Origin of the sequence: Sphingomonas oligophenolica (assembly GCF_039522915.1) — a bacterium.
GTDB lineage: Bacteria > Pseudomonadota > Alphaproteobacteria > Sphingomonadales > Sphingomonadaceae > Sphingomonas > Sphingomonas oligophenolica.
In genome coordinates, this window is record NZ_BAAAEH010000065.1 from 86,189 (window position 1) to 105,779 (window position 19,591).

The window sequence follows — 19,591 nt, forward strand, 5'->3', positions numbered from 1 at the left end:
CGCCTATGCTTCGATACGGGTCTTCGACAAGCTCAGCCCCTACTCAGCACGAACGGGAGGAGGGATTCAGTCGCTCCATTAATTCTCAATCGTCCTGCCACGTAACCCCATCGCGTTCGGTCAGCGCAATCGCGGCCGAGGGGCCCCAGGTGCCTGACCCATAGGGCTTCGGCTTCATGTCGTTCGCGACCCAGCCGGCGCGGATTGCGTCGATCCATTCCCATTGCGCCTCGACCTCGTCGCGGCGGACAAACAGGGTCGGGTCACCCTCGATCAGGTCGAGCAACAGCCGCTCATAGGCGATGCGCCGCCTCGTGCCCGCGAATTCGGCGTCGAGGCTGAGGTTCAGCGGCACTTCGCGCAGGCGGATGCCGTCGCGATCGAGGCCGGGCTCCTTGGCCATCACCAGCAGCTGGACATATTCCTCGGGCTGAAGACGGATGATCAGCATGTTGGGCTGGAGCAGGCCGCCGCGGCTCGCGAACATCGAATGCGGGACCGCCTTGAACTGGATCGCGATCTCGGAATGGCGGGTCGGCATGCGCTTGCCGGTGCGCAGGTAGAAGGGCACGCCCTGCCAGCGCCAGTTATCGACATGCGCCTTGATCGCGACGAAGGTCTCGGTGGTCGACGGCTTGCCGAGCTCGTCGATATAGGATTTCACGATCTCGCCATTGACCGCGCCCGCACCGTATTGGCCGGTGACGGTGACGTGCGGCGCTTCCTCGGGCTTGATCCGGCGGAGCGAGCGGAAGACCTTGGCCTTCTCGTCGCGGATCGCGGTGCCGTCGAAGCGGGCGGGGGGCTCCATCGCGATCAGCGCGACGAGCTGGAGGATATGGTTGGCGACCATGTCGCGCAGGGCGCCCGCCGTATCGTAATAGCCGGCGCGCTCCTCGAGGCCGACCGTCTCGGCGACGGTGATCTGGATGTTGTCGATGCCCTGCGCGTTCCACACCGGCTCGAAGAAGCTGTTGCCGAAGCGCAGCGCCAGGATGTTCTGGACGGTTTCCTTGCCGAGATAATGGTCGATCCGGAAGGTACGATCCTCGGGAAAGGCGATCGCGACCGCGTCGTTGATCTCCTTGCTCGAAGCGAGATCGTAGCCGAGCGGCTTTTCCAGGCCGATCCGGGTCCTGGGGCCTGCGAGACCGGCGGATTCGAGGCCCTTGATGGTCGGCTCGAACAGGAAGGGCGCGGTCGAGAGGAAGATGGCGAGGCCGCCCGACACGTCGCCGACCTTCTCGGCGAGCGCGGGAAAGCCCTCGACCTTCGAGGCGTCGAGCGCCTGATAGCCGATCCGGTCGAGGAAGGTCTTGACCGCCTTGTCGTCCTTGCGGTCCTCGGGCAGGAACTCGTCGAGCGCGTGCTTGGCGAACTTGCGATAGCTCACATCGTCATGGTCGGAGCGCGCGGTGCCGGTGATCGTCAGGCCTTCGGGCAACAGGCCATCGGCGTGGAGACCGTAAAGCGACGGCAACAGCATGCGCTGCGCCAGATCTCCCGTCGCGCCGAACAGCAGCAGCTTGCCCACCGGGTCGCGCATAATGTCTCCTGGATCATTCGTTCGGCGGTGCGCCTACCAGAGGCGGGGGCGGGCGGCCAAGGTGAATATGTCGGCGCGGCGCCGGTTTAAAGCACCAATCCCGCCGTCTGGTCGAACCCGGCCATGATATTGAGGCTCTGGACGGCAGCGCCGGCGGCGCCCTTGCCGAGATTGTCGAGCGTCGCGATCAGCCGGGCCTGGCCGGTTTCCGGATTGCCGCAGACCCGCAAGGTCAGCCGGTCGGTGGCGGCATCGTCGCCGATATCGACCGTCGTCGCATCACCCGGCGCGACGGTGACGATCGGCGAATCCTTGTACGCCTCGCGCAATGCCGTCTCGCAGGCAAGCAGGGTCGGGCGCCGCACGAACAGATGGAGCGGCAACGGCACCTCGACGATCATCCCGCGATAGATGTTCACGACCGTCGGCGCGAAGATCGGCGGATGTTCGAGCCTGGCATGCTTCTGCATCTCGGGCACATGCTTGTGGGCGAGGCCGAGCGCATAGGCGCGGGCGGCGGGCGCGGGGCCCCCACCTTGAACCTTAGGGCCCTCATACTCGGCGATCATCGACTTGCCGCCGCCCGAATAGCCCGAGATCGCGTTGACGGTGATCGGCCAGTCGGCCGGGACGAGCCCGGCGCGGACCAGCGGCCGGACCAGCGCGAGGAAACCGGTCGGGTAGCAACCCGGGTTCGACACCCGCATTGCCTCGGCGACTGCCGCGGTCTGGCCGGGCTCGAGCTCCGGAAAGCCATAGGTCCAGCCATCGGCGACGCGATGCGCGGTCGAGGCGTCGATCACGCGGGTATGCGCGTTATCGATCAGCGTTACCGCTTCGCGCGCTGCGTCGTCGGGCAGGCAGAGGATCACGAAGTCGCTTGCGTTGATCGCCTCGGCGCGCGCCGCAACCTGCTTGCGCTTCTGTTCGTCGAGCGTGAGGAGCTGGATATCATGCCGTCCCGAGAGCCGGTCGCGGATCTCGAGGCCGGTCGTGCCCTCGGCGCCATCGATGAAGACAGTGATGGTCATTGCGCCAACTCCAGCGCCCCGGCATCGACATAGCCGACCAGATTGTGCGCGACCGCAATCCCCCAGGCATTGCCGCCGGCGAGATCGAGCACTTCGAAGATTTCGCCGGGCCTGAGCATGGCGAGGATCGGGGCTTCCTGCTCCGTCGAACCGAGCAACGACGCCTCGACGGCGACCCGGCGCGGCATCGGCGCCGCATAATGCGGCGCGAACACGCGGTCAGCGAGTCGGATATCGGCGACATCGCGCCGGACGGCATTGGTCAGCGGATCGAACACGACCGACGGGCCGAGAAGCGCAAAGCTCCTACGCGGTGGCCCGCCGGGCAACGGGCTGCTCGGCGTCGATGAACTGACCAAATTCTTCAAGAAATTCTGCCCCTTCAGACGTGCGCGCGACAAAGATATTGCGCTTGTCGGTTTCGTCCCGCTGCCGGCGCAGATAGCCCAGCGACCCGAGCCTGTTCAAGGCGCGCGTGACAACCGGCTTGGAAACGTTGAGGATTCGCGCCAGCCCGCGCACCGTATGCGGTCCGGGGTTAAGATATACGACCAGCAGAAGGGCCATCTGGCGATTGGTGAGATCGGGCTCGCCCGACCGCACATAATCGACCAGGGTCTGCTTCCAGCCGTTCAGGGATTGATCTGCTAAAGTGGCCACGAAAACTTCCAGCTCTATTTTACCCGGGCCCCCGAAGATGGAGCTTCCAGGCCTGTAACGTTCATTGTGGCCGCTTTGTTTCAGTGCGCAGGCGAAATGTTCGGCCATCGTGGCCGGCCGTGGTTGATCGGAACGGCCGCCTCGCCTATGTGCCCGCTTTCCCCAGCCACAGGTTACGCCTTTTCATGTTCACCTTCCTGCTCGTTCTCCACGCATGCATCGCGACCGGTCTGGTCGGGGTGATCCTGGTTCAGAAGTCCGAAGGCGGTGGACTTGGCATGGGCGGCAGCCCGTCCGGGCTGATGTCGGCACGCGGCGCCGCCGATTTCCTGACGCGCGCGACGACGATCCTTGCCACGCTGTTCGTGGCGCTGAGCATCGTGCTCGCCATGCTCGCCTCCTCGGGCCACACCAGCAAGATCGATTCGTCGCTGGCGACCAAGGCACCGCAGGGCGGCGCGATCCCGGCCGGGCCTGCGCCCGCCCAAACGGCGCCGCAGCAGACAGCGCCGCAGCCTGCGGCCCCTGCGCCCGCCAGCAACGGCGCGGTTCCGCTCGCCCAATAAGCCGCCGGGGCGACGTTCCGGCTTTTTTCTGATGTGCATGGAGTCGCGCGCTTGTCGTGCGACCCCTGATGACGCTAGGCATTTCCTCCCATGGCGCGGTTTATCTTTATCACCGGCGGCGTGGTCTCCTCGCTCGGCAAGGGTCTCATGGCAGCGAGCCTCGCTGCTCTTCTGCAGGCGCGCGGTTATCGCGTGCGCATCCGCAAGTTCGACCCCTATCTCAACGTCGATCCCGGCACGATGTCGCCCTATCAGCATGGCGAAGTCTATGTGACCGACGACGGGGCCGAGACCGATCTCGATCTCGGCCATTATGAACGCTTTACCGGCGTTGCCTCACGCCAGTCGGACAATGTCACCTCGGGGCGGATCTACCAGCAGATCATCACCCGCGAGCGCAAGGGCGACTATCTCGGCGCCACCGTCCAGGTGATCCCGCACGTGACCGACGCGATCAAGGAGTTCGCCCAGGCCGAGACCGACGATCTCGATTTCGTGCTGTGCGAGATCGGCGGCACCGTCGGCGATATCGAGTCGCTGCCGTTCATCGAGGCGATCCGGCAACTGCGCAACGATCTCGGCCGCGGCCAATCCGTCAGCATCCATGTCACGCTCGTCCCCTATATCGCCGCGGCGGGCGAGCTGAAGACCAAGCCGACCCAGCACTCAGTCCGCGAGCTGGCCGCGCTCGGCGTCCAGCCCGACGTGCTTGTCTGCCGCTCCGAGCAGCCCTTGCCCGCGAGCGAGCGGGCCAAGATCGCCCTGTTCTGCAATGTCCGCCCCGAAGCAGTGATCCCGGCGCTCGACGCCAAGAGCATCTATGCGGTGCCGACCCAATATCATGCCGAGGGCCTCGATTCGGAGGTGCTGAAGGCATTCGGGATCGAGCCCGGCCCGGCACCGAGGCTCGACCGGTGGGAGGATATCCTCGACCGGCTGCACAATCCCGAAGGCGAAGTGACGATCGGCGTGGTCGGCAAATATGTCGGCCTGCCGGACGCGTACAAGTCGCTCCACGAGGCGCTGGTGCACGGCGGCATCGCCAACCGGGTGAAGGTCAACATCCAGTGGCTCGACGCCGAATTGTTCGAGCAGGATTCCGAGGACGTCGCCGCGCGGCTCGAGCCGATGCACGCGATCCTCGTGCCCGGCGGGTTCGGCGAGCGCGGCAGCGAAGGCAAGATCGCCAGCGTCCGCTTCGCGCGCGAGCGCCGCGTGCCGTTCTTCGGCATCTGCCTCGGCATGCAGATGGCCTGTATCGAGGGTGCGCGGGCAGGGGGCGTCGAGCATGCCTCGACAACCGAGTTCGGCCCCACCGATGAGCCGATCGTCGGCCTGATCACCGAGTGGATGGCCGACGGCGAACTGCAGAAGCGCGAGGAAGGCGGCGACATGGGCGGCACGATGCGGCTCGGCGCCTATCCGGCGGTGCTGACCGGCAACAGCGTGGTCGCCTCGGTCTACAAGACCGATGTGATCAGCGAGCGGCACCGGCACCGTTACGAGGTGAACACCCATTATCGCGACATGCTCGAGTCCGGCGGGCTGGTGTTCTCCGGCATGTCGCCCGACGGGAGCCTGCCCGAGATCGTCGAGCGCCCCGACCATCCCTGGTTTATCGGCGTCCAGTTCCACCCCGAGCTGAAGAGCAAGCCGTTCGACCCGCACCCGCTGTTCGCGAGCTTCGTCGGCGCCGCGGTACGACAGAGCCGGCTGGTCTGAGGCAGGCCGGGGCGCACCCCGCTCCTCCGGACTCAATGCGCGGCGAGCGGTTTCTCCGCTGTTATTTGCTGTTCCTGGCGAATAATCTTTTTCCCCGCTGTTATGTTGGATTTTCGGGGAAAAGTTCCTTAGTAATATCAGTTATTTGCCGGGAATCTCGCTGTTATTGAATAACAGCGGGGAACAGCGGAAATAACAGCGGGGACGTCGCGTCGTAACAGCGGCCGAACAGCGAGGAACAGCGGCGGATCAGCGGAGCGGGTCGCTGCACCTGAGGCGAGCCCAGCGGCCGACAGATATCCAGTCATGTCAAAGAGCGGGATGGGAAGCGGAAAACCGCCCTGTCCAATCCACCCCTGCCACGCGCCGTCATAGGGTTGAATCATCGCGATCGCCTTGGCCACTTCCTGCGCGCGCCTGCCGACATGAGCTGCGTTGCCCAAGCGGGCGGGGCCTTGGCTCCTTTATTCACTAACAACATAGCGAGTATTGACAGGGAGCCGCCTTTGATGCCAGATCGAGGCGAACACACGCCATAGAGCGTGCAGGATGAGGGGGTGAATGATGCGCAAATACCTGTTTTCGGTGTCGATAGTTGCTCTGATGAGCGCCGGGGAAGCCTGCGCCCAGAGTGCCCCGGCGGTGACGTCGCCGACAGAAGCCGGATCGCAGGCCGGCGATACCGCGCCAGTGAAGCCCGCAGCCGCGTCGCAGTCCGATGATCAGGCTGCGGAGGTCGTCGTCACGGCCGAGCGGCGCGCGACCAGCCTGCAGCGCACCTCTGTCGCCGCCACGGTGCTGACCGCGCAGGACCTGGTCAAGAAGAGCGTCAACAGCGTCGAGCAGCTGCAATTTTCGACTCCCTCGCTGACGGTCAATACGTCGGGCCAGGCCAACAGCTTCAACATCCGCGGTATCGGCAAGGCGGAGATCAGTTCCTCGGTCGGCGTGGGCGTGATCACCTATCGTGATGGCGTGGCGACGTTTCCCGGATATTTCCAGCGCGAGCCTTATTACGACATCGCCAGCGTCGAGGTGCTGCGCGGACCGCAGGGAACCTTTGCCGGCGGCAATGCGACCGGTGGCGCGGTGTTCATCAACGAGGCGAACCCGAATTTCGACGGCGTTCACGGCTTCGCGACGGGCCAATATGGCAATTACAACGACGTGAAATTCCAGGGCGCGATCAACCTGCCGCTCAGCGATACGCTGGCGCTGCGGTTCGCGACGAACGTCGAGCGGCGCGACACCTTCTTTCACGTGTCCGGACCCTGGACGGGCAATCCCGGCGACCTGCGCTCGTATAGTGGCCGCGCCAGCCTGTTGTGGCAGCCGACCTCGCAGCTCCGCGTGGTGCTGAAGGGCGATTACAATAATATCGATGTGGGCGGCTATCCGGGGAGCCCGGCGGCCGCGACCTATGATCCGTTCGAGGTTTCGGCCAATGCCGATCTGTCGGGGCGCGACGAGTTCGGCCGGATTTCGCTGAATGTGAGCTACGACTTCGACAGCGGCATCGTCCTGCGGTCAATCTCTGGCTATCAGCACGGCACGCTGCAGGAGACGCTGGACTATGACGGCACCAGCACGACGAGCTATTTCTTCAAGGATTTCGTGCACGAGCGCATCTGGTCACAGGAGTTCAACCTCCTGTCGCCGTCGACGGGCCCCTTCACCTGGCTGGTCGGCGCCTATTACCAGAACGACAAATTCATCTTCCCGGTCGGCGGCTATCTTCTCCAGCAGCCAGCCGGTGGTTTCGATTACTCGCTCGAAGGCAACAACCCGCACACCTCGCTGGCAGGCTTCGGGCAGGTCGGTTACCAGTTGACCAGCAGGCTGCAGGCCACCTTCGGCCTCCGCTATTCGCGTATGACCACCCGTAACAATTTCGCCTTCCATGTTCCGGAATACGGTATCAACAAGACGCAGAATGATTTCTATGCCTACAAGAAAGCGACCGGCAAGATTGCCCTGAACTGGACGGTCGACAGCAATAATTTCCTTTATGCCTTCGTCGCCACGGGCAGCAAGTCGGGCGGGCTGAACGGGCCTCCGCTCTTCGACAACGTCACCCCGCCGGCCTTCAAGGCCGAGGAAGTGACTGATTACGAGCTCGGCTGGAAGGCGACCTTGCTGAACGGGCATTTGCGAACTCAACTTGGCGGCTATTATAATCGCTACAAGAATTTCCAGGTCACCATTTACGACCCGAGCGGAAAATCGGTCTCGGCCTTTTACAATGTCACGACGCCCACAGCGCTTTACGGCGTCGAAGCCTCGGCGCAGGGTTCTTTCGGCGCGTTCGGGTTCGATTTCGCGAGCGCGTTTTCGCATTCGAGCCTGGGCACGTTCTTCGCGTTCGATCCGCGCGTTGCCCATACCGGCGTGTGCGATTCCACTACCGGCCCCGCCACCTCGACGGGCTGTATCGATTTGACCGGGCGCTCCCAGACCTATGCGCCGCGCTTCACCCTGAGCGTCGGCGCGCAATATGCCTTCCCCCTGAGCGACGGGGCCTCGCTCACGCCACGCGTCGATTTTGCGCACATCTCCTCAGCCTGGGGCACGTTGTTCCAGAAGGCCGAGCGCGGCGACTATCTTGCCGAGCGCAACATCGTGAACGCGCAATTGACCCTCCAGAAGGGGGGCTGGACGATTGCCGGCTTCGGGACCAACCTGACCGACCAGCATTATATCGGCTCCATCAACGGGTTGCGCCGCTTGCCCGGGTCGCCGCGCCAATATGGTGTGCGCGTGACCCGCAACTTCTGATCGACGGATGCGCCCCTCGGAAGGGGCGCATCCCGTCACCGACGATCACGATTTGGGACATCGTCGCTCGGCGGCGCCGGCCGGGAAGGGCAAAAGCATGACTGCCGGGAATGTCGTCAATCGCTCGAAAGGCCGCGCGGCGCTGATCCGGTGGATCGGCCTGGCGGCGTGTGCGGCGATAATGGCGGGGCGCGCCGAGGCGGCGCCACCTGGCGATCAGTCCGAGAAGACGGCGGCTCCGCAGAACGACTATTCCCGCGATGATTTCTGGCTTTGCCGCCCCGGCCGCCCCACTGATGTCTGCGGCCGTTCCGATCAGGACGCCACCGTGCTTCAGGCCGACGGATCGGCCCGTATCGAGCGCTTCCACCAGGATCCGAAAGCGCCGGTCGACTGCTTCTACGTCTATCCGACCGTGTCCACCGCTCCCGGGGGCAATGCCCCGATGACGGTGGAAAAGGCGGAGGTTTCGGTCGTGAACCAGCAGTTCGCCCGCTTCGCCGCGGTCTGCCGGCCGTTCGCGCCGCTCTATCGCCAGGTCACGCTGACCGCGCTTCGCGCCGGCCTAAAGGGCGCGCCGATGCCGGTCGATCGCCCGCTCGCCTATGCCGACATCAAGGCAGCATGGGATTATTATCTTCACCACGACAATCATGGCCGTGGTGTCGTGCTGATCGGCCATTCGCAGGGCTCGCTTCTCCTTGCCGAACTGGTGCAGAAGGAGATTGACGGCAAGCCAGTCCAGCACCGCATCCTGTCGGTGATCCTGGCCGGCTATCGGCTGCAGGTGCCGACGGGGCGCGATATGGGCGGCGATTTCAAGGCGATGCCGTTGTGCCGCGCCGCCGGGCAGATCGGTTGCGCGATCAATTTCGCGTCGTTCCGCGCGGACAGCCCGCCGCCGGCCGACGAGCGGCTGTTCGGCATTTCAACCGCCCCCGGGCTCGAGGCGGCCTGCGTGAACCCGGCGGCGCTGGGCGGCGGCCCGGGCCCCTAGCATGCCTATCTCGGTGCAGGGCCGGATTCGGTCGTTGCCGACGGGGTGGCACCCGGGCCATGGACGAACCCGCCCAGGCCGATCCCGACACCGTTCGTTGCAGTGCCGGGGCTGCTCAGCGCAGAATGCCGCACCGACGGCCAACATCATTATCTCGCGGTCACGATCCATCCCACGCCCGGCGCGGCCCGCACCAACGTCATCACCGGGGATGTCGTCATCGATGGCAGCGTGCGGCGGGAATGGGGCCTCCACATCGTCGACCTGAATCTGACAATGGGCAATTTGATCGATATCGTCCGCGCTCAGGCGCTGACGTACCGGAAAACGGCGCGCTAGGCCGTCGAGCGGAAATCAAAACCTAGCGGCGAGCGTTAAATCAGGATCGCCACCCCGTTCGTCCCGAGTAGGGACCGAGTAGCCGAAGGCGTATCGAGGGCCCGTATCGAAGGACAGGTTGTCGCTCGCGACCTGTCCTTCGATACGCCCTCTCAATACGCCGCTGCGCGGCACCTCGATGGCACCTCAGGACGAACGGATCAGATTTAACGCTTGCTGCTCTTCTTCTTTTTACTTCCTGGGGAAGGGAAGAGGAATGTGGTGCAACCTGCCCAACCAGCCGACGGATCAGATGAGCGCGTTCCGGCCTAGTTCGGCAGGGGGAGACGGTCCGCCTGGGCGTCATATTCGATCGCCATCGCCGTCAGCGTCTCGACCGTCTGCCGATCGCCGATCGACATGGCCAGCCGGCGGCAGCGCGCGGCCTGGCCGCGCAGCGTCTCCATCTTGCGCTCGTCCGTCACGTCGAGCAGCAGATTGATCGCGCCGGCGAAATTGCCGTCGGCATCGAACCAGGGCGTGGGGAACGGGATGAACCGGACGCGGGTGCCGTCGGGGCGCTCGGCTATCGCCTCCGCGTCGCGGACCCGGCGCTGCTCGCGGATCGCGATCGCCATCGGGCAGTCGGCATGGGGCAGGGGCTCGCCGCCCAGCGTGAAGAGCCGCCAGGTGACGCACCAGCGATCATGCCGCAGATCCGGCGTGCGTCCGGCGAGATCGACACAGGCGCGATTGTAGAAGGTTATCGTGCCGTCGGTAGCGGTAACATAAATCGGTGCGGGAAGTGCGTCGAGTATGTCGGGGAGAGTCTCCGCGGCGTCGCAGGACATGGCCGACAACGCCCTGTCGATCAGTTTCTCCGCGAACTGCATGCGCTGGTTCATGACGCCCCCTCAGTCGCGACTTACGACCATTTTATTGTGCGGCTCAACGCAGATCGGAAACAAGAGTTCCGCAGGGTATAGGATAAATACGCCGGAATGCAAAAGGGCGCCCGGGCCGACGGCCCGGACGCCCGATGATATTATAGCGCTACCGCCAAATCAGGCAGCGGCGCTTTCGTCGCGGCCGCCTTCGATCGCGGCGAGCGGCGCGCCCGTCTTGATCGCGACCGTCTTCGGCTTCATCGCCTCGGGGACTTCGCGGACGAGCTCGATCGTCAACAGGCCGTCATTGAGCCGCGCGTCGTCCACCCGGACGAAATCGGCGAGCTCGAACCGGCGCTCGAAGCTGCGATTGGCGATGCCGAGATGGAGGAAGGAGGCGTTGGAGCCTTCCTTCTCGGCCTTGTTGCCCTTCACCTGGAGCAGGTTCTGCTGCGCGGTGATCTCGATCTCGTCGCGGCTGAAGCCGGCCACGGCAAGCGTGATCCGGTAGCGGTCGTCAGCGAGCCTTTCGAGATTGAAGGGCGGATAATTGTCCGCAGCCGACTGGCGCGCGCTGGTTTCGAGCATGTCGAACAGGCGGTCGAAGCCGATCGTCGAGCGGCGGAAGGGGGTCAAATCGAACTGACGCATATTCAAGTCTCCTTCATCAAGCGAGATGGTCGTCAAAAGGGTGCCCGCAACTGCGCCACACCCCGGTTTCACGCGGCCCCGAAGGCACCGCGCACCGCAGATCTGGGGCGTTTCGCCGGTGTTTCAAGAGGCAAAACGGCAGATTTGCGTGGGTGAAAGCTGAACTTTCGTGCCGCCAAGTTCTTGGGGGGATGAAACCATATCAATTTAGTAGGCATTATAGTCGCGACTCGAAATATCCGAGCCTGAAGGGGACCATGATGCTCGCTCACCTGCCCATGCTGCTGCTTGCCCAGACAGCGCTTTCCACCCAGACAGTGGTGCCTGAACCGGTCAGCGTCGCGGCCGTCGACCCCCAGGGCGGCCAGATCGTGACCAACCAGCCGGGCCAGGCGGAGGCAGCGCCCGCCGATGCCGTTCCCGCCGCGCCCGCCGATGTGGTCGTGACGGCGCGGCGCCGAGAGGAGCGGGCGCAGGAAGTCCCGCTCGCGCTGACCGTGGTCAGCGGCACCGATCTTGCCGCAACGGGCGCGTTCAACGTCAACCGGCTTCAGCAGCTCCAGCCGACGCTGCAATTCTATTCGAGCAACCCGCGCAACTCGGCGATCAACATCCGCGGCCTGGGCGCGCCGTTCGGCCTCACCAATGACGGCATCGAGCAGGGCGTCGGCTTCTATCTCGACGGCGTCTATGTCGGCCGGGCGGGCGCGGCGACCTTCGATTTCGTCGATGTCCAGCGAATCGAAGTGCTGCGCGGCCCGCAGGGGACGCTGTACGGCAAGAACACCACGGCGGGCGCGATCAACGTGACGACACGGGCGCCGAGCTTCACGCCCGAGGCGCGTTTCGAGGTGAGCGGCGGCAATGACGATTTCGTGCAGGTCAAGGGCTCGGCCTCCGCGCCGATCATCGCCGACAAGCTGGCGGTGCGGGTGTCGGTCTCACGGACCAGCCGGGGCGGAACGATCCATGACGTGGCGAGCGGTATGGACGTGCATCGGCAGGACAATTTCAGCGCGCGCGGGCAGTTGCTGTGGCGCGCGACGCCGGATCTCAGCTTCACGCTGGCCGGTGACTTCAACCTGCAGAACCCGTTGTGCTGCGTGCAATATTATGCGCGCGTCGCGCCGACCCAGCGCCCGCTGAACCGCCAATATGCAGCGCTTGCCGCAGCATTCAACTATGCGCCGCCCAGCACCGACCCGTTCGATCGGGTGACCGACCTCGATGCCGACCTGAACGCCAAGCAGGAAATGGGCGGCGTGTCGCTGGTCGGAAACTGGGACATCGGACCGGCCACGATCACCTCGGTCAGCGCCTGGCGCTACTGGGACTGGAAGCCGGCAAACGACCGCGACTTCACCGGCCTGCCGATCACCACCGTGTCCGCAAACCCCTCGCACCAGACCCAGAAGTCGCAGGAGTTCCGCATCGCGTCGAACGGCAAGCAGCGCCTTCAATATACCTTCGGTATCTTCCTGTTTAACCAGAAGATCCATACCGACGGCCTGCAGGTCCAGGGCCCGGCGGCGAGCCGCTGGCTGCTCAACCCGGGCGCGTCGGTGCCGGCGGGATCAAGCGCCTGCGCGCCGGTGACCGCCAATGCGTGCAATCCGGCGATCCTCAACGGCCTGACGAGCACCAACACGATCGACTTCGACAACACCAGCTTCGCGGTGTTCGGCAAGCTCAACTGGGAAGCGTTCCACAATTTCCACATCCAGCCCGGCCTTCGCCTCAACTACGACAAGAAGAGCGGCTCCTATGTGGCGGTGGTCACCACGGGCACGGGCAGCACGGTGCTCAACCCAGACCAGCGCGGGGTGCTCGCGCCGCAAAGCTATGATCCGCGATTCAGCGCGTGGAACGTGTCGGGGGACGTCACCTTGTCCTACGATTTCACGCCGGACGTCCATGCCTATGCGACCTATGCGCGCAGCTTCAAATCGGGCGGCATCAACCTTTCCGGCCTGCCGCTCGACGCGAGCAACAATCCGATCCTGAGCGCAGCCACGGTCAAGCCGGAGAAGGTCAATCACTTCGAACTGGGCCTCAAGACCCAGTTCGCCGACCGCAGGGTAACGCTCAATCTGGCTGCCTTCTGGGACGACATCTATGATTATCAGGCGACCGTCACCAACGGTCAGCTCGGCGTGATCAGGGGTTACCTCGCCAATGCGGACCATGTCCGCGTGCGCGGCGTCGAATTCGACTCGTCGTTCCGGCCGAGCGCCCGGTTCAACATTTACGGCAACGGCGCCTATACCGACGCGAAATATGTGAAATTCCCCGATGCGCCTTGCCCCCCCGAACTGTCGGGCGGCACGATCGCAACGGGCGCGCAGACGCCCGCCGCGCCGGGGACGCCGGGCCTCAGCCCGGCTTTCTGCGACATTTCGGGCCAGGTGATGCCGGGCATCTCGAAATGGTCCTTCTCCTACGGCGCCGAATATAATGTGCCGGTCGGCGCCGGGCAGGTCTATCTCGGCTATGATGGCAGCTATCGCTCGAAATTCTCGTCGAACCCGTCCTATTCGGCCTATATGAATATCGACGGCTATTCGCTGTCGAACTTCCGGCTCGGCTACCGGCATGACGACTTCAATATCTATGCCTGGGTGCGCAACGCGTTCGACCAGCATTATTTCGAGCTGCTGAGCGCACAGTCGGGGAGCACCGGGCTGATCGTCGGGCAACCGGGCGATCCGCGCACCTTCGGGGGGACGATCACCAAGTCGTTCTGATGGGATCCGTTGCTTGCCGTGCCGTTCCCGCGAAAGCGGGGACGGCAAGGTCGGGGCGGCCGCCACTGGCGAGCGCGCGCTTGTCGGAAGAGACCCCGGCCTTCGCCGGGGCGCGGAAGCGCGGCCTCGGCGGAATCGGAAACGCCCGGACCGTTTCCAGCCCGGGCGCCTGCGTGACGACTGCTCGTCAGCCCCCTTGACCGCTTCCGCTACCAGGCTCGTTTTCCGAGCGGCGCTGAAAGCATTCCCCGAACCACGGCCGTTGCCTGTGTGTCAGTGGCTTGTTGCTAGGTGCGGACCCGGCTTTTGTCACCGGGAATGTGGCGGGGCCGAACGGATTGCGGCAACCCTGTGGCGATTGCGCAACAGGGAGCGGTCGGTTGCCAGCGCGGTATCCCGGTCCTAGAGCTTTGCCGTCATTCCACGGACGGGTTGTTTCCGATCATCATGATCCTGTCGCGCTACGAACGCATGATTGCCCGCCGCTATCTGTTGCCGGGCAAGGGCGAGGCTTTCATCCTCGTGGTCGCGGCCTTCAGCCTGGGGGCGGTGATGCTCGGCGTCTTCGCGCTCGTCGTGGTGATGAGCGTGATGAACGGCTTCCGCGCCGAGCTGTTCGACAAGATCGTCGGGCTCAACGGCCATGCGGTGGTGCAGGGGTTCGGCGGCCAATTGCCCGACTGGCGCAATATCGTGACGATCGCCAGGGCGACGCCGGGCGTCACCAGCGCCACGCCGCTGATCGAGCAGCCGCTGATGGCGAGCTTCAACGGCCGGGTCGAGGGCGTGCTGCTGCGCGGCATGCAGGTGAAGGATATCCGCGACAACCCGACCATCAACACCAATGTCGTGATGGGCTCGCTCGCCAGCATCACGCCGGGCAGCGGCAGGATCGCGATCGGCTCGGGCCTGGCCGATGCGCTGGGGGCGCAGGTCGGCAGCCAGGTGTCGCTGATCATCCCGCAAGGCCAGACGACGCCGTTCGGCACGATGCCCCGAATCGTCAGCTATACGGTCGGCGCGATCTTCAAGATCGGCGTGTACGATTACGACAAGGCCTATGTGATGATCCCGATGGAGGACGCCCAGACCGCGCTCCTGATGGGCGATTCGGTCGGCATGGTCGAGATTCAGACGAACAATCCGGACAATGTCGGCCCGATCCTCGCGCCGCTTGCCGAGAAGGTGGGGGACAGGGCGGTCATTTCCGACTGGCGGCAGCTGAACGCTCAGTTGTTCGAGGCGCTCGCGGTCGAGCGGGTGGTGATGTTCTGCGTGCTGAGCCTGATCATCCTGGTCGCCGCCTTCAACATCGCCTCGTCGCTGATCATGCTGGTGCGCGCCAAGACCCGCGACATCGCGATCCTGCGGACAATGGGTGCGACCCGGGGCGGGATGATGCGGATCTTCATGACGGTCGGCACCACGATCGGGGTGCTCGGCATCGTGCTCGGGCTGATCCTGGCGTTCATCGCGCTCTATTTCAGGCAACGCGTGGTCGATTTCGTCCAGGTGATCAGCGGGCAGAATCTCTGGGATCCGTCGATCCGCTTCCTTGCCGAGCTGCCCTCCAAGACCAACCCGGTCGAGGTGATCGCGATCGTGCTGATTTCGCTGCTGCTCACCTTCCTCGCGACGCTCTATCCGTCATTCAAGGCGGCGAGCACTGATCCTGTCCAGGTGCTGCGTTATGAGTGAGCCCATTCTCGCCGTTGCCGGCCTGACCCGGAGCTTCGTCCAGGGCGGCGTGACGATCGAGGTGCTGCGCGGCATCGACCTCACCGTCGGCGCCGGCGAAATCGTGGCGCTGCTCGGGCCGTCCGGATCGGGCAAATCGACCCTGCTCCAGGCGGTCGGGCTGCTCGAGGGCGGCTTTGGCGGGTCGATCCGCATCGCCGGCGAGCAGGCGGCGAAGCTCGATTCGGCCGGGCGCACGCGCGTCCGCCGCGACCAGCTCGGGTTCGTGTACCAGTTCCATCATCTGCTGCCCGATTTCAACGCGATCGAGAATGTCGTGCTGCCGCAGCTGATCCAGGACCGCAGCCGCAAGGAAGCCGATGAGCGTGCCGCCGCGCTGCTCACCGCGCTTGGGCTCGGCCACCGGCTGACTCACCGGCCGAGCGCCTTGTCGGGCGGCGAGCAGCAGCGAGTCGCCGTCGCCCGCGCGCTCGCCAACCGGCCGGCGCTGGTGCTGGCCGACGAGCCGACCGGCAATCTCGACGAGGCGACCGCCGATGTCGTGCTCGCCGAGTTCCTGCGCCTCGTGCGCGGGGAAGGCTCGGCGGCTCTGGTCGCGACTCATAACGAGCGGATGGCGCTGAAGATGGACCGGGTGGTGCGGCTGCACGACGGCCGGCTGGCGTGAGCGCCTGGCGCGAGACGCCGACCCTGACCGGCCGGCATGTCACGCTCCGCCCGCTGGCGCGCGATGACCGCGATGCGCTGGTCGAGGCGATGGCTGACGGCGATCTTGCATCGCTTTTCTACACCTTCGTGCCGACGCCCGAGACGGCCGATGGCTGGTTCGACAAGCTGTTTGCCGAACGCGACGCCGGGCGGGCGCTGCCCTTCGCGGTGATCGCGGCGAATGGCCGGCTGTCGGGCACGACGCGATTCATGCGGATGAGCGAGGCCGACAAAAGGCTCGAGATCGGCGGCACGCTGTATGCGAAAAGCGTCCAGCGCACCGGGCTCAACACCGAGGCGAAGCGGCTGCTGCTCGGGCACGCCTTTGACGTGCTCGGCTGCCGCTGCGTCCAGATCCGCACCGGCTGGCACAATCGCGCCTCGCGCGCTGCGATCGAGCGGCTCGGCGCCAAGCTCGACGGGGTGTTGCGCAACCACAAGATCATGCCCGACGGGCATTTGCGCGACACGGTGGTTTACAGCATCATCACCGAGGAATGGCCCGGGGTGCGCGCCAATCTCGATTGGCTGATGGCGCGGCATGAGGAGAAGAGCGCATGACGGCGATCACCGAGATGAGCGTCAAGGCGGCCGATGGCTCGACCGTCGATCTGTCGGTCTATGCCGGCAAGGTGCTGCTGATCGTCAACACGGCCTCGAAATGCGGCTTCACGCCGCAATATGAGGGGCTCGAGGCGCTTCACCGCAGATATGCCGATCGCGGCTTCGAGGTGCTCGGCTTTCCGTGCAACCAGTTTGGTGGGCAGGAGCCGGGCGATGCGGCTGAGATCGCCAATTTCTGCACGCTGTCCTATGACGTGACCTTCCCGGTCTTTGCCAAGATCGACGTGAATGGCGACAACGCCGATCCGCTGTTCGAGAGACTGAAGAGCGAGGCGCCGGGGCTGCTTGGCTCGAAGGCGATCAAGTGGAACTTCACCAAGTTCCTGGTCGACCGAAGCGGCAAGACGGTCGCGCGGTACGCGCCGACGACCAAGCCCGGGGATATCGAGGCTGATATCCTGAAGTTGCTGGGATAGGGAAGGCCGATCGGCTTCAGGCGTCACGCCGGACCTGTTCCGGCGTGACGCTGTGCTTCAGGCCGCGCTCGCCTCGGCAATCGCAGTGACGCCGGTCATCAGGAAGCTGATGCCCAGGAGATAGCCCGGCAGGGTCAGCGCGCTCAGCGGGATCGTCCAGATGATGAAGATGGCGAGCAGCAGGTTGATGAGGCCGAGAGCGATCATCAGCGCCCGGCCGATCGGGAAGCGATAGCCCCAGAAAAGTTCGAAAATGCCGCGCATCGCGAGCCAGAAGGCGACCAGCAGGGTGATCGAGATCGCCCCGGTCGCCGGTTCGAGCAGGATGACGAGGCCGACCAGGATCGAGAGGATCCCGTAGACGATCCGGTAGGTCGACGCGTGATGCGCACGGCTGCGAAACCCGGTGGCGAGTGCCATTATGCCTGCCACGAAGAGGAAGGAGCCGAACAGCAGCGTCGCGGTGATCGTGGCCGACACCGGCCAGACAAAGGCAGCGACGCCGATGGCGGCCGAAAGGATTCCATAGGCGAGAACCCAGCCCTTGCCATGGGATGAGTCGGGTGATGCCGAGCTTGCCATGATGATTTTCCTCGTCCAGCCGATAGGAACACAGATTCCTGCGCCGCCTTTATGCACCTGCCCGCGCTGATCCGGAATGCGCAGTTTTCCCCATTGACGCCCTAATTTTCCGCCGGCCGGTGGCCGAGATCACGCCGCAACCAGACATCGTCCGGCTTGATCCCTGCCGGCTGGAGCAGCTTCGCCAGCGTCAGCTTATATTGCCGCAGCTCCGAATAGCTCAGCGCGCCGAACCAGGCGCGTTCATGCGCATCGGCTTCGGCATCGAGGACCGGCACCAGCGCGGCGCCTGCTTCAGTCAATGACAGCCTGACCGAGCGGGCATCGGTCGGGTCCGGCGCACGCGCGACGAGTCCCTTGGCTTCGAGCCGATCGGCGAGCCTGGTCACCGCGGCGCCGTCGAGCCGCAGCGCGGTGGCGAGGCCGCGAACCGTGTCCGATTCGCCGCGCCCAAGGGCCGCCAGAAGACGGAATTGCGCGGGTGTCGCGCCCTTCGCGGCGAAGCGGCGCTCCAGATCGGCCTGCAGGACCTGCGACACCCGATCATGCCATGGCGGCACCCGATCGGCCTCATTTTTGATATTTCTGTGGATAGTCGTTGCCATGACAATAAATTACATTGTCGCGACATCGATTGCAATTAATTTCCCCGTTTCGGCCTTTCCAGAATCGCGCCGGGCTTCCATAGTCGCTCGATGCCGCATTCAGCGTTCGTGCCCCTGCGAATCTTCTCGTCCTACACGATGCTCGACGGCGCGATCGAGCCCAAGGCGATCGCCAAGCGCGCCAAGGAGCTCGGCTTTCCCGCCGCGGCGCTGACTGACCGCAACGGCCTGTATGCGGCGATGGCTTTCTCCGATGCGTGCAAGGCAAGCGGCGTCCAGCCGATCATCGGCGCGATGCTCGGAGTGGCGCGGCCCGACATGCCCGAGGGCGTGGAGGTGCCGCTCGACTGGCTGGCGCTCTATGCGCAGGACGAAACGGGCTATCAGAATCTCTGCGCGCTGGTGTCGCGCGCGCATCTCGACCGGCCGCTCGAACTCCTGCCGCATGTCGATTTCGCTGCGCTCGAAGGGCGCACCGACGGCCTGATCGCGCTGACCGCGGGCGGGGAAGGGGGGCTCACCCGGCTGTTCGCCGAGGGGCAGACCGACCGCGCCTTTGCCTATGCCGACCGGCTCCAGGCGCTGTTTCCCGACCGGCTCTATATCGAGCTGGTGCGCCGCCTCGACGAAACCGAGGGCAGGGCAGAGCCCGGCTTGCTCGACCTCGCCTATGCGCGCGACCTGCCGATCGTCGCGACCAATCCGTGCTGCTTTGCCGAGCAGGAATTCGGCGACGCGCACGACGCGATGCTGTGCATTGCCCATTCGACCTACATCACCAGCACCGAGCGCCCGCGCAGCTCGCCCGATGCGTGGATGAAGCCGGCGAAAGACATGCGGTTGCTGTTCGCCGACCTGCCGGAGGCGATCGCCAATACCCTGGTGGTCGCGCAGCGCTGCGCGGTGATGGCACCTTACCGCAAGCCGATCCTGCCGAGCCTCGCCGGTGATCCGGAGGCGGAGGCCGAAGCGCTGCGCGTCGATGCGCGGGCCGGGCTGGAAAGGCGGCTGAAGCGGATCGAGGAGCTTTCGGTTTCTTCTTCTCCCCTCCCGCGAGCGGG

Annotated in this window: 19 protein-coding genes; 11 read left to right on the forward strand and 8 right to left on the reverse strand. The window is 64.9% G+C overall.

The features are described 5' to 3' along the window. Positions 1–85 precede the first annotated feature (85 nt). From zwf to ABD050_RS28060, 4 genes are all read right to left on the reverse strand, one after another. Positions 86–1,546, reverse strand: a complete 1,461-nt coding sequence (gene zwf / locus ABD050_RS28045) for a glucose-6-phosphate dehydrogenase (RefSeq protein ID WP_343892878.1) — start codon at positions 1,544–1,546, stop codon at positions 86–88. 86 nt (positions 1,547–1,632) lie between these two features. Next, positions 1,633–2,577: an N-acetyl-gamma-glutamyl-phosphate reductase gene (argC, locus tag ABD050_RS28050; RefSeq protein WP_343892879.1), complete on the reverse strand. Its 945-nt coding sequence runs from the start codon at positions 2,575–2,577 to the stop codon at positions 1,633–1,635. Then, the gene (locus ABD050_RS28055; protein WP_343892880.1) at positions 2,574–2,855 is read right to left on the reverse strand and encodes an SH3 domain-containing protein; all 282 of its coding nucleotides are present in this window, start codon (positions 2,853–2,855) and stop codon (positions 2,574–2,576) included. Before ABD050_RS28055 ends, argC begins: the two co-directional genes overlap by 4 nt. A 28-nt stretch (positions 2,856–2,883) precedes the next feature. After that, a complete protein-coding gene (locus ABD050_RS28060) occupies positions 2,884–3,237 on the reverse strand; it encodes a MarR family transcriptional regulator (protein WP_343892929.1) in 354 nt (117 codons plus the stop codon). 185 nt (positions 3,238–3,422) lie between these two features. On the opposite strand from ABD050_RS28060, the gene secG reads away from it, so the two are divergent. From secG to ABD050_RS28085, 5 genes are all read left to right on the forward strand, one after another. Then, positions 3,423–3,803, forward strand: coding sequence for a preprotein translocase subunit SecG (gene secG / locus ABD050_RS28065; RefSeq protein ID WP_343892930.1), 381 nt, complete (start codon positions 3,423–3,425; stop codon positions 3,801–3,803). Between the two features lie 90 nt (positions 3,804–3,893). After that, on the forward strand, positions 3,894–5,525 hold the full coding sequence (gene pyrG, locus ABD050_RS28070; RefSeq protein WP_343892881.1) for a CTP synthase: 1,632 nt from the start codon (positions 3,894–3,896) through the stop codon (positions 5,523–5,525). 603 nt (positions 5,526–6,128) lie between these two features. After that, a complete protein-coding gene (locus ABD050_RS28075) occupies positions 6,129–8,300 on the forward strand; it encodes a TonB-dependent receptor (protein ID WP_343892882.1) in 2,172 nt (723 codons plus the stop codon). A 97-nt stretch (positions 8,301–8,397) separates the two neighbouring features. Beyond that, the gene (locus ABD050_RS28080; protein WP_343892883.1) at positions 8,398–9,297 is read left to right on the forward strand and encodes a DUF3089 domain-containing protein; all 900 of its coding nucleotides are present in this window, start codon (positions 8,398–8,400) and stop codon (positions 9,295–9,297) included. A gap of 45 nt (positions 9,298–9,342) precedes the next feature. Further along, positions 9,343–9,636: a hypothetical protein gene (locus ABD050_RS28085; RefSeq protein WP_343892884.1), complete on the forward strand. Its 294-nt coding sequence runs from the start codon at positions 9,343–9,345 to the stop codon at positions 9,634–9,636. A gap of 308 nt (positions 9,637–9,944) precedes the next feature. Here ABD050_RS28085 and ABD050_RS28090 read toward each other — a convergent pair whose 3' ends face one another. After that, positions 9,945–10,520, reverse strand: coding sequence for a PAS domain-containing protein (locus tag ABD050_RS28090; RefSeq protein ID WP_343892885.1), 576 nt, complete (start codon positions 10,518–10,520; stop codon positions 9,945–9,947). 159 nt (positions 10,521–10,679) lie between these two features. After that, complete coding sequence (locus tag ABD050_RS28095; RefSeq protein ID WP_343892887.1) at positions 10,680–11,153, reverse strand: Hsp20 family protein; 474 nt, start codon at positions 11,151–11,153, stop codon at positions 10,680–10,682. A 260-nt stretch (positions 11,154–11,413) separates the two neighbouring features. On the opposite strand from ABD050_RS28095, the gene ABD050_RS28100 reads away from it, so the two are divergent. The 5 genes from ABD050_RS28100 (at position 11,414) to ABD050_RS28120 (ending at position 17,343) form a co-directional block, all read left to right on the forward strand. Beyond that, complete coding sequence (locus ABD050_RS28100; protein ID WP_343892888.1) at positions 11,414–13,897, forward strand: TonB-dependent receptor; 2,484 nt, start codon at positions 11,414–11,416, stop codon at positions 13,895–13,897. A gap of 447 nt (positions 13,898–14,344) precedes the next feature. Next, a complete protein-coding gene (locus ABD050_RS28105; RefSeq protein WP_343892889.1) occupies positions 14,345–15,595 on the forward strand; it encodes a lipoprotein-releasing ABC transporter permease subunit in 1,251 nt (416 codons plus the stop codon). Then, a complete protein-coding gene (locus ABD050_RS28110) occupies positions 15,588–16,262 on the forward strand; it encodes an ABC transporter ATP-binding protein (protein ID WP_343892890.1) in 675 nt (224 codons plus the stop codon). The genes ABD050_RS28105 and ABD050_RS28110 overlap by 8 nt, the downstream gene beginning before the upstream one ends. After that, entirely contained in the window at positions 16,259–16,864 is a 606-nt protein-coding gene (locus ABD050_RS28115) for a GNAT family N-acetyltransferase (protein ID WP_343892891.1), read from the forward strand. The genes ABD050_RS28110 and ABD050_RS28115 overlap by 4 nt, the downstream gene beginning before the upstream one ends. Further along, positions 16,861–17,343 (forward strand): glutathione peroxidase, encoded by a 483-nt coding sequence (locus ABD050_RS28120; protein WP_343892892.1) that lies wholly within the window; start codon positions 16,861–16,863, stop codon positions 17,341–17,343. The genes ABD050_RS28115 and ABD050_RS28120 overlap by 4 nt, the downstream gene beginning before the upstream one ends. Positions 17,344–17,400: 57 nt before the next feature. On the opposite strand, the gene ABD050_RS28125 is transcribed toward ABD050_RS28120, so the two are convergent. Together ABD050_RS28125 and ABD050_RS28130 are read right to left on the reverse strand one after the other, a co-directional pair. Then, positions 17,401–17,925: an HdeD family acid-resistance protein gene (locus tag ABD050_RS28125; RefSeq protein ID WP_343892893.1), complete on the reverse strand. Its 525-nt coding sequence runs from the start codon at positions 17,923–17,925 to the stop codon at positions 17,401–17,403. Positions 17,926–18,026: 101 nt separating this feature from the next. Then, positions 18,027–18,530 (reverse strand): MarR family winged helix-turn-helix transcriptional regulator, encoded by a 504-nt coding sequence (locus tag ABD050_RS28130; RefSeq protein WP_343892894.1) that lies wholly within the window; start codon positions 18,528–18,530, stop codon positions 18,027–18,029. A gap of 90 nt (positions 18,531–18,620) precedes the next feature. Here ABD050_RS28130 and ABD050_RS28135 point away from each other — a divergent pair. Continuing rightward, the coding region (locus tag ABD050_RS28135) for a PHP domain-containing protein (RefSeq protein WP_343892931.1) at positions 18,621–19,591 on the forward strand (971 nt) is incomplete at its 3' end.

What these genes read in the sequence shown, in the direction of transcription:
- ABD050_RS28130 (WP_343892894.1), bottom strand. Translation starts at nt 18,530, where the DNA reads ATGGCAACGACTATCCACAGAAATATCAAAAATGAGGCCGATCGGGTG.
- secG (WP_343892930.1), top strand. Translation starts at nt 3,423, where the DNA reads ATGTTCACCTTCCTGCTCGTTCTCCACGCATGCATCGCGACCGGTCTG.
- ABD050_RS28080 (WP_343892883.1), top strand. Translation starts at nt 8,398, where the DNA reads ATGACTGCCGGGAATGTCGTCAATCGCTCGAAAGGCCGCGCGGCGCTG.
- ABD050_RS28110 (WP_343892890.1), top strand. Translation starts at nt 15,588, where the DNA reads ATGAGTGAGCCCATTCTCGCCGTTGCCGGCCTGACCCGGAGCTTCGTC.
- pyrG (WP_343892881.1), top strand. Translation starts at nt 3,894, where the DNA reads ATGGCGCGGTTTATCTTTATCACCGGCGGCGTGGTCTCCTCGCTCGGC.
- ABD050_RS28120 (WP_343892892.1), top strand. Translation starts at nt 16,861, where the DNA reads ATGACGGCGATCACCGAGATGAGCGTCAAGGCGGCCGATGGCTCGACC.
- ABD050_RS28095 (WP_343892887.1), bottom strand. Translation starts at nt 11,153, where the DNA reads ATGCGTCAGTTCGATTTGACCCCCTTCCGCCGCTCGACGATCGGCTTC.
- argC (WP_343892879.1), bottom strand. Translation starts at nt 2,577, where the DNA reads ATGACCATCACTGTCTTCATCGATGGCGCCGAGGGCACGACCGGCCTC.
- ABD050_RS28125 (WP_343892893.1), bottom strand. Translation starts at nt 17,925, where the DNA reads ATGGCAAGCTCGGCATCACCCGACTCATCCCATGGCAAGGGCTGGGTT.
- ABD050_RS28105 (WP_343892889.1), top strand. Translation starts at nt 14,345, where the DNA reads ATGATCCTGTCGCGCTACGAACGCATGATTGCCCGCCGCTATCTGTTG.
- ABD050_RS28090 (WP_343892885.1), bottom strand. Translation starts at nt 10,520, where the DNA reads ATGAACCAGCGCATGCAGTTCGCGGAGAAACTGATCGACAGGGCGTTG.
- ABD050_RS28075 (WP_343892882.1), top strand. Translation starts at nt 6,129, where the DNA reads ATGAGCGCCGGGGAAGCCTGCGCCCAGAGTGCCCCGGCGGTGACGTCG.
- zwf (WP_343892878.1), bottom strand. Translation starts at nt 1,546, where the DNA reads ATGCGCGACCCGGTGGGCAAGCTGCTGCTGTTCGGCGCGACGGGAGAT.
- ABD050_RS28100 (WP_343892888.1), top strand. Translation starts at nt 11,414, where the DNA reads ATGCTCGCTCACCTGCCCATGCTGCTGCTTGCCCAGACAGCGCTTTCC.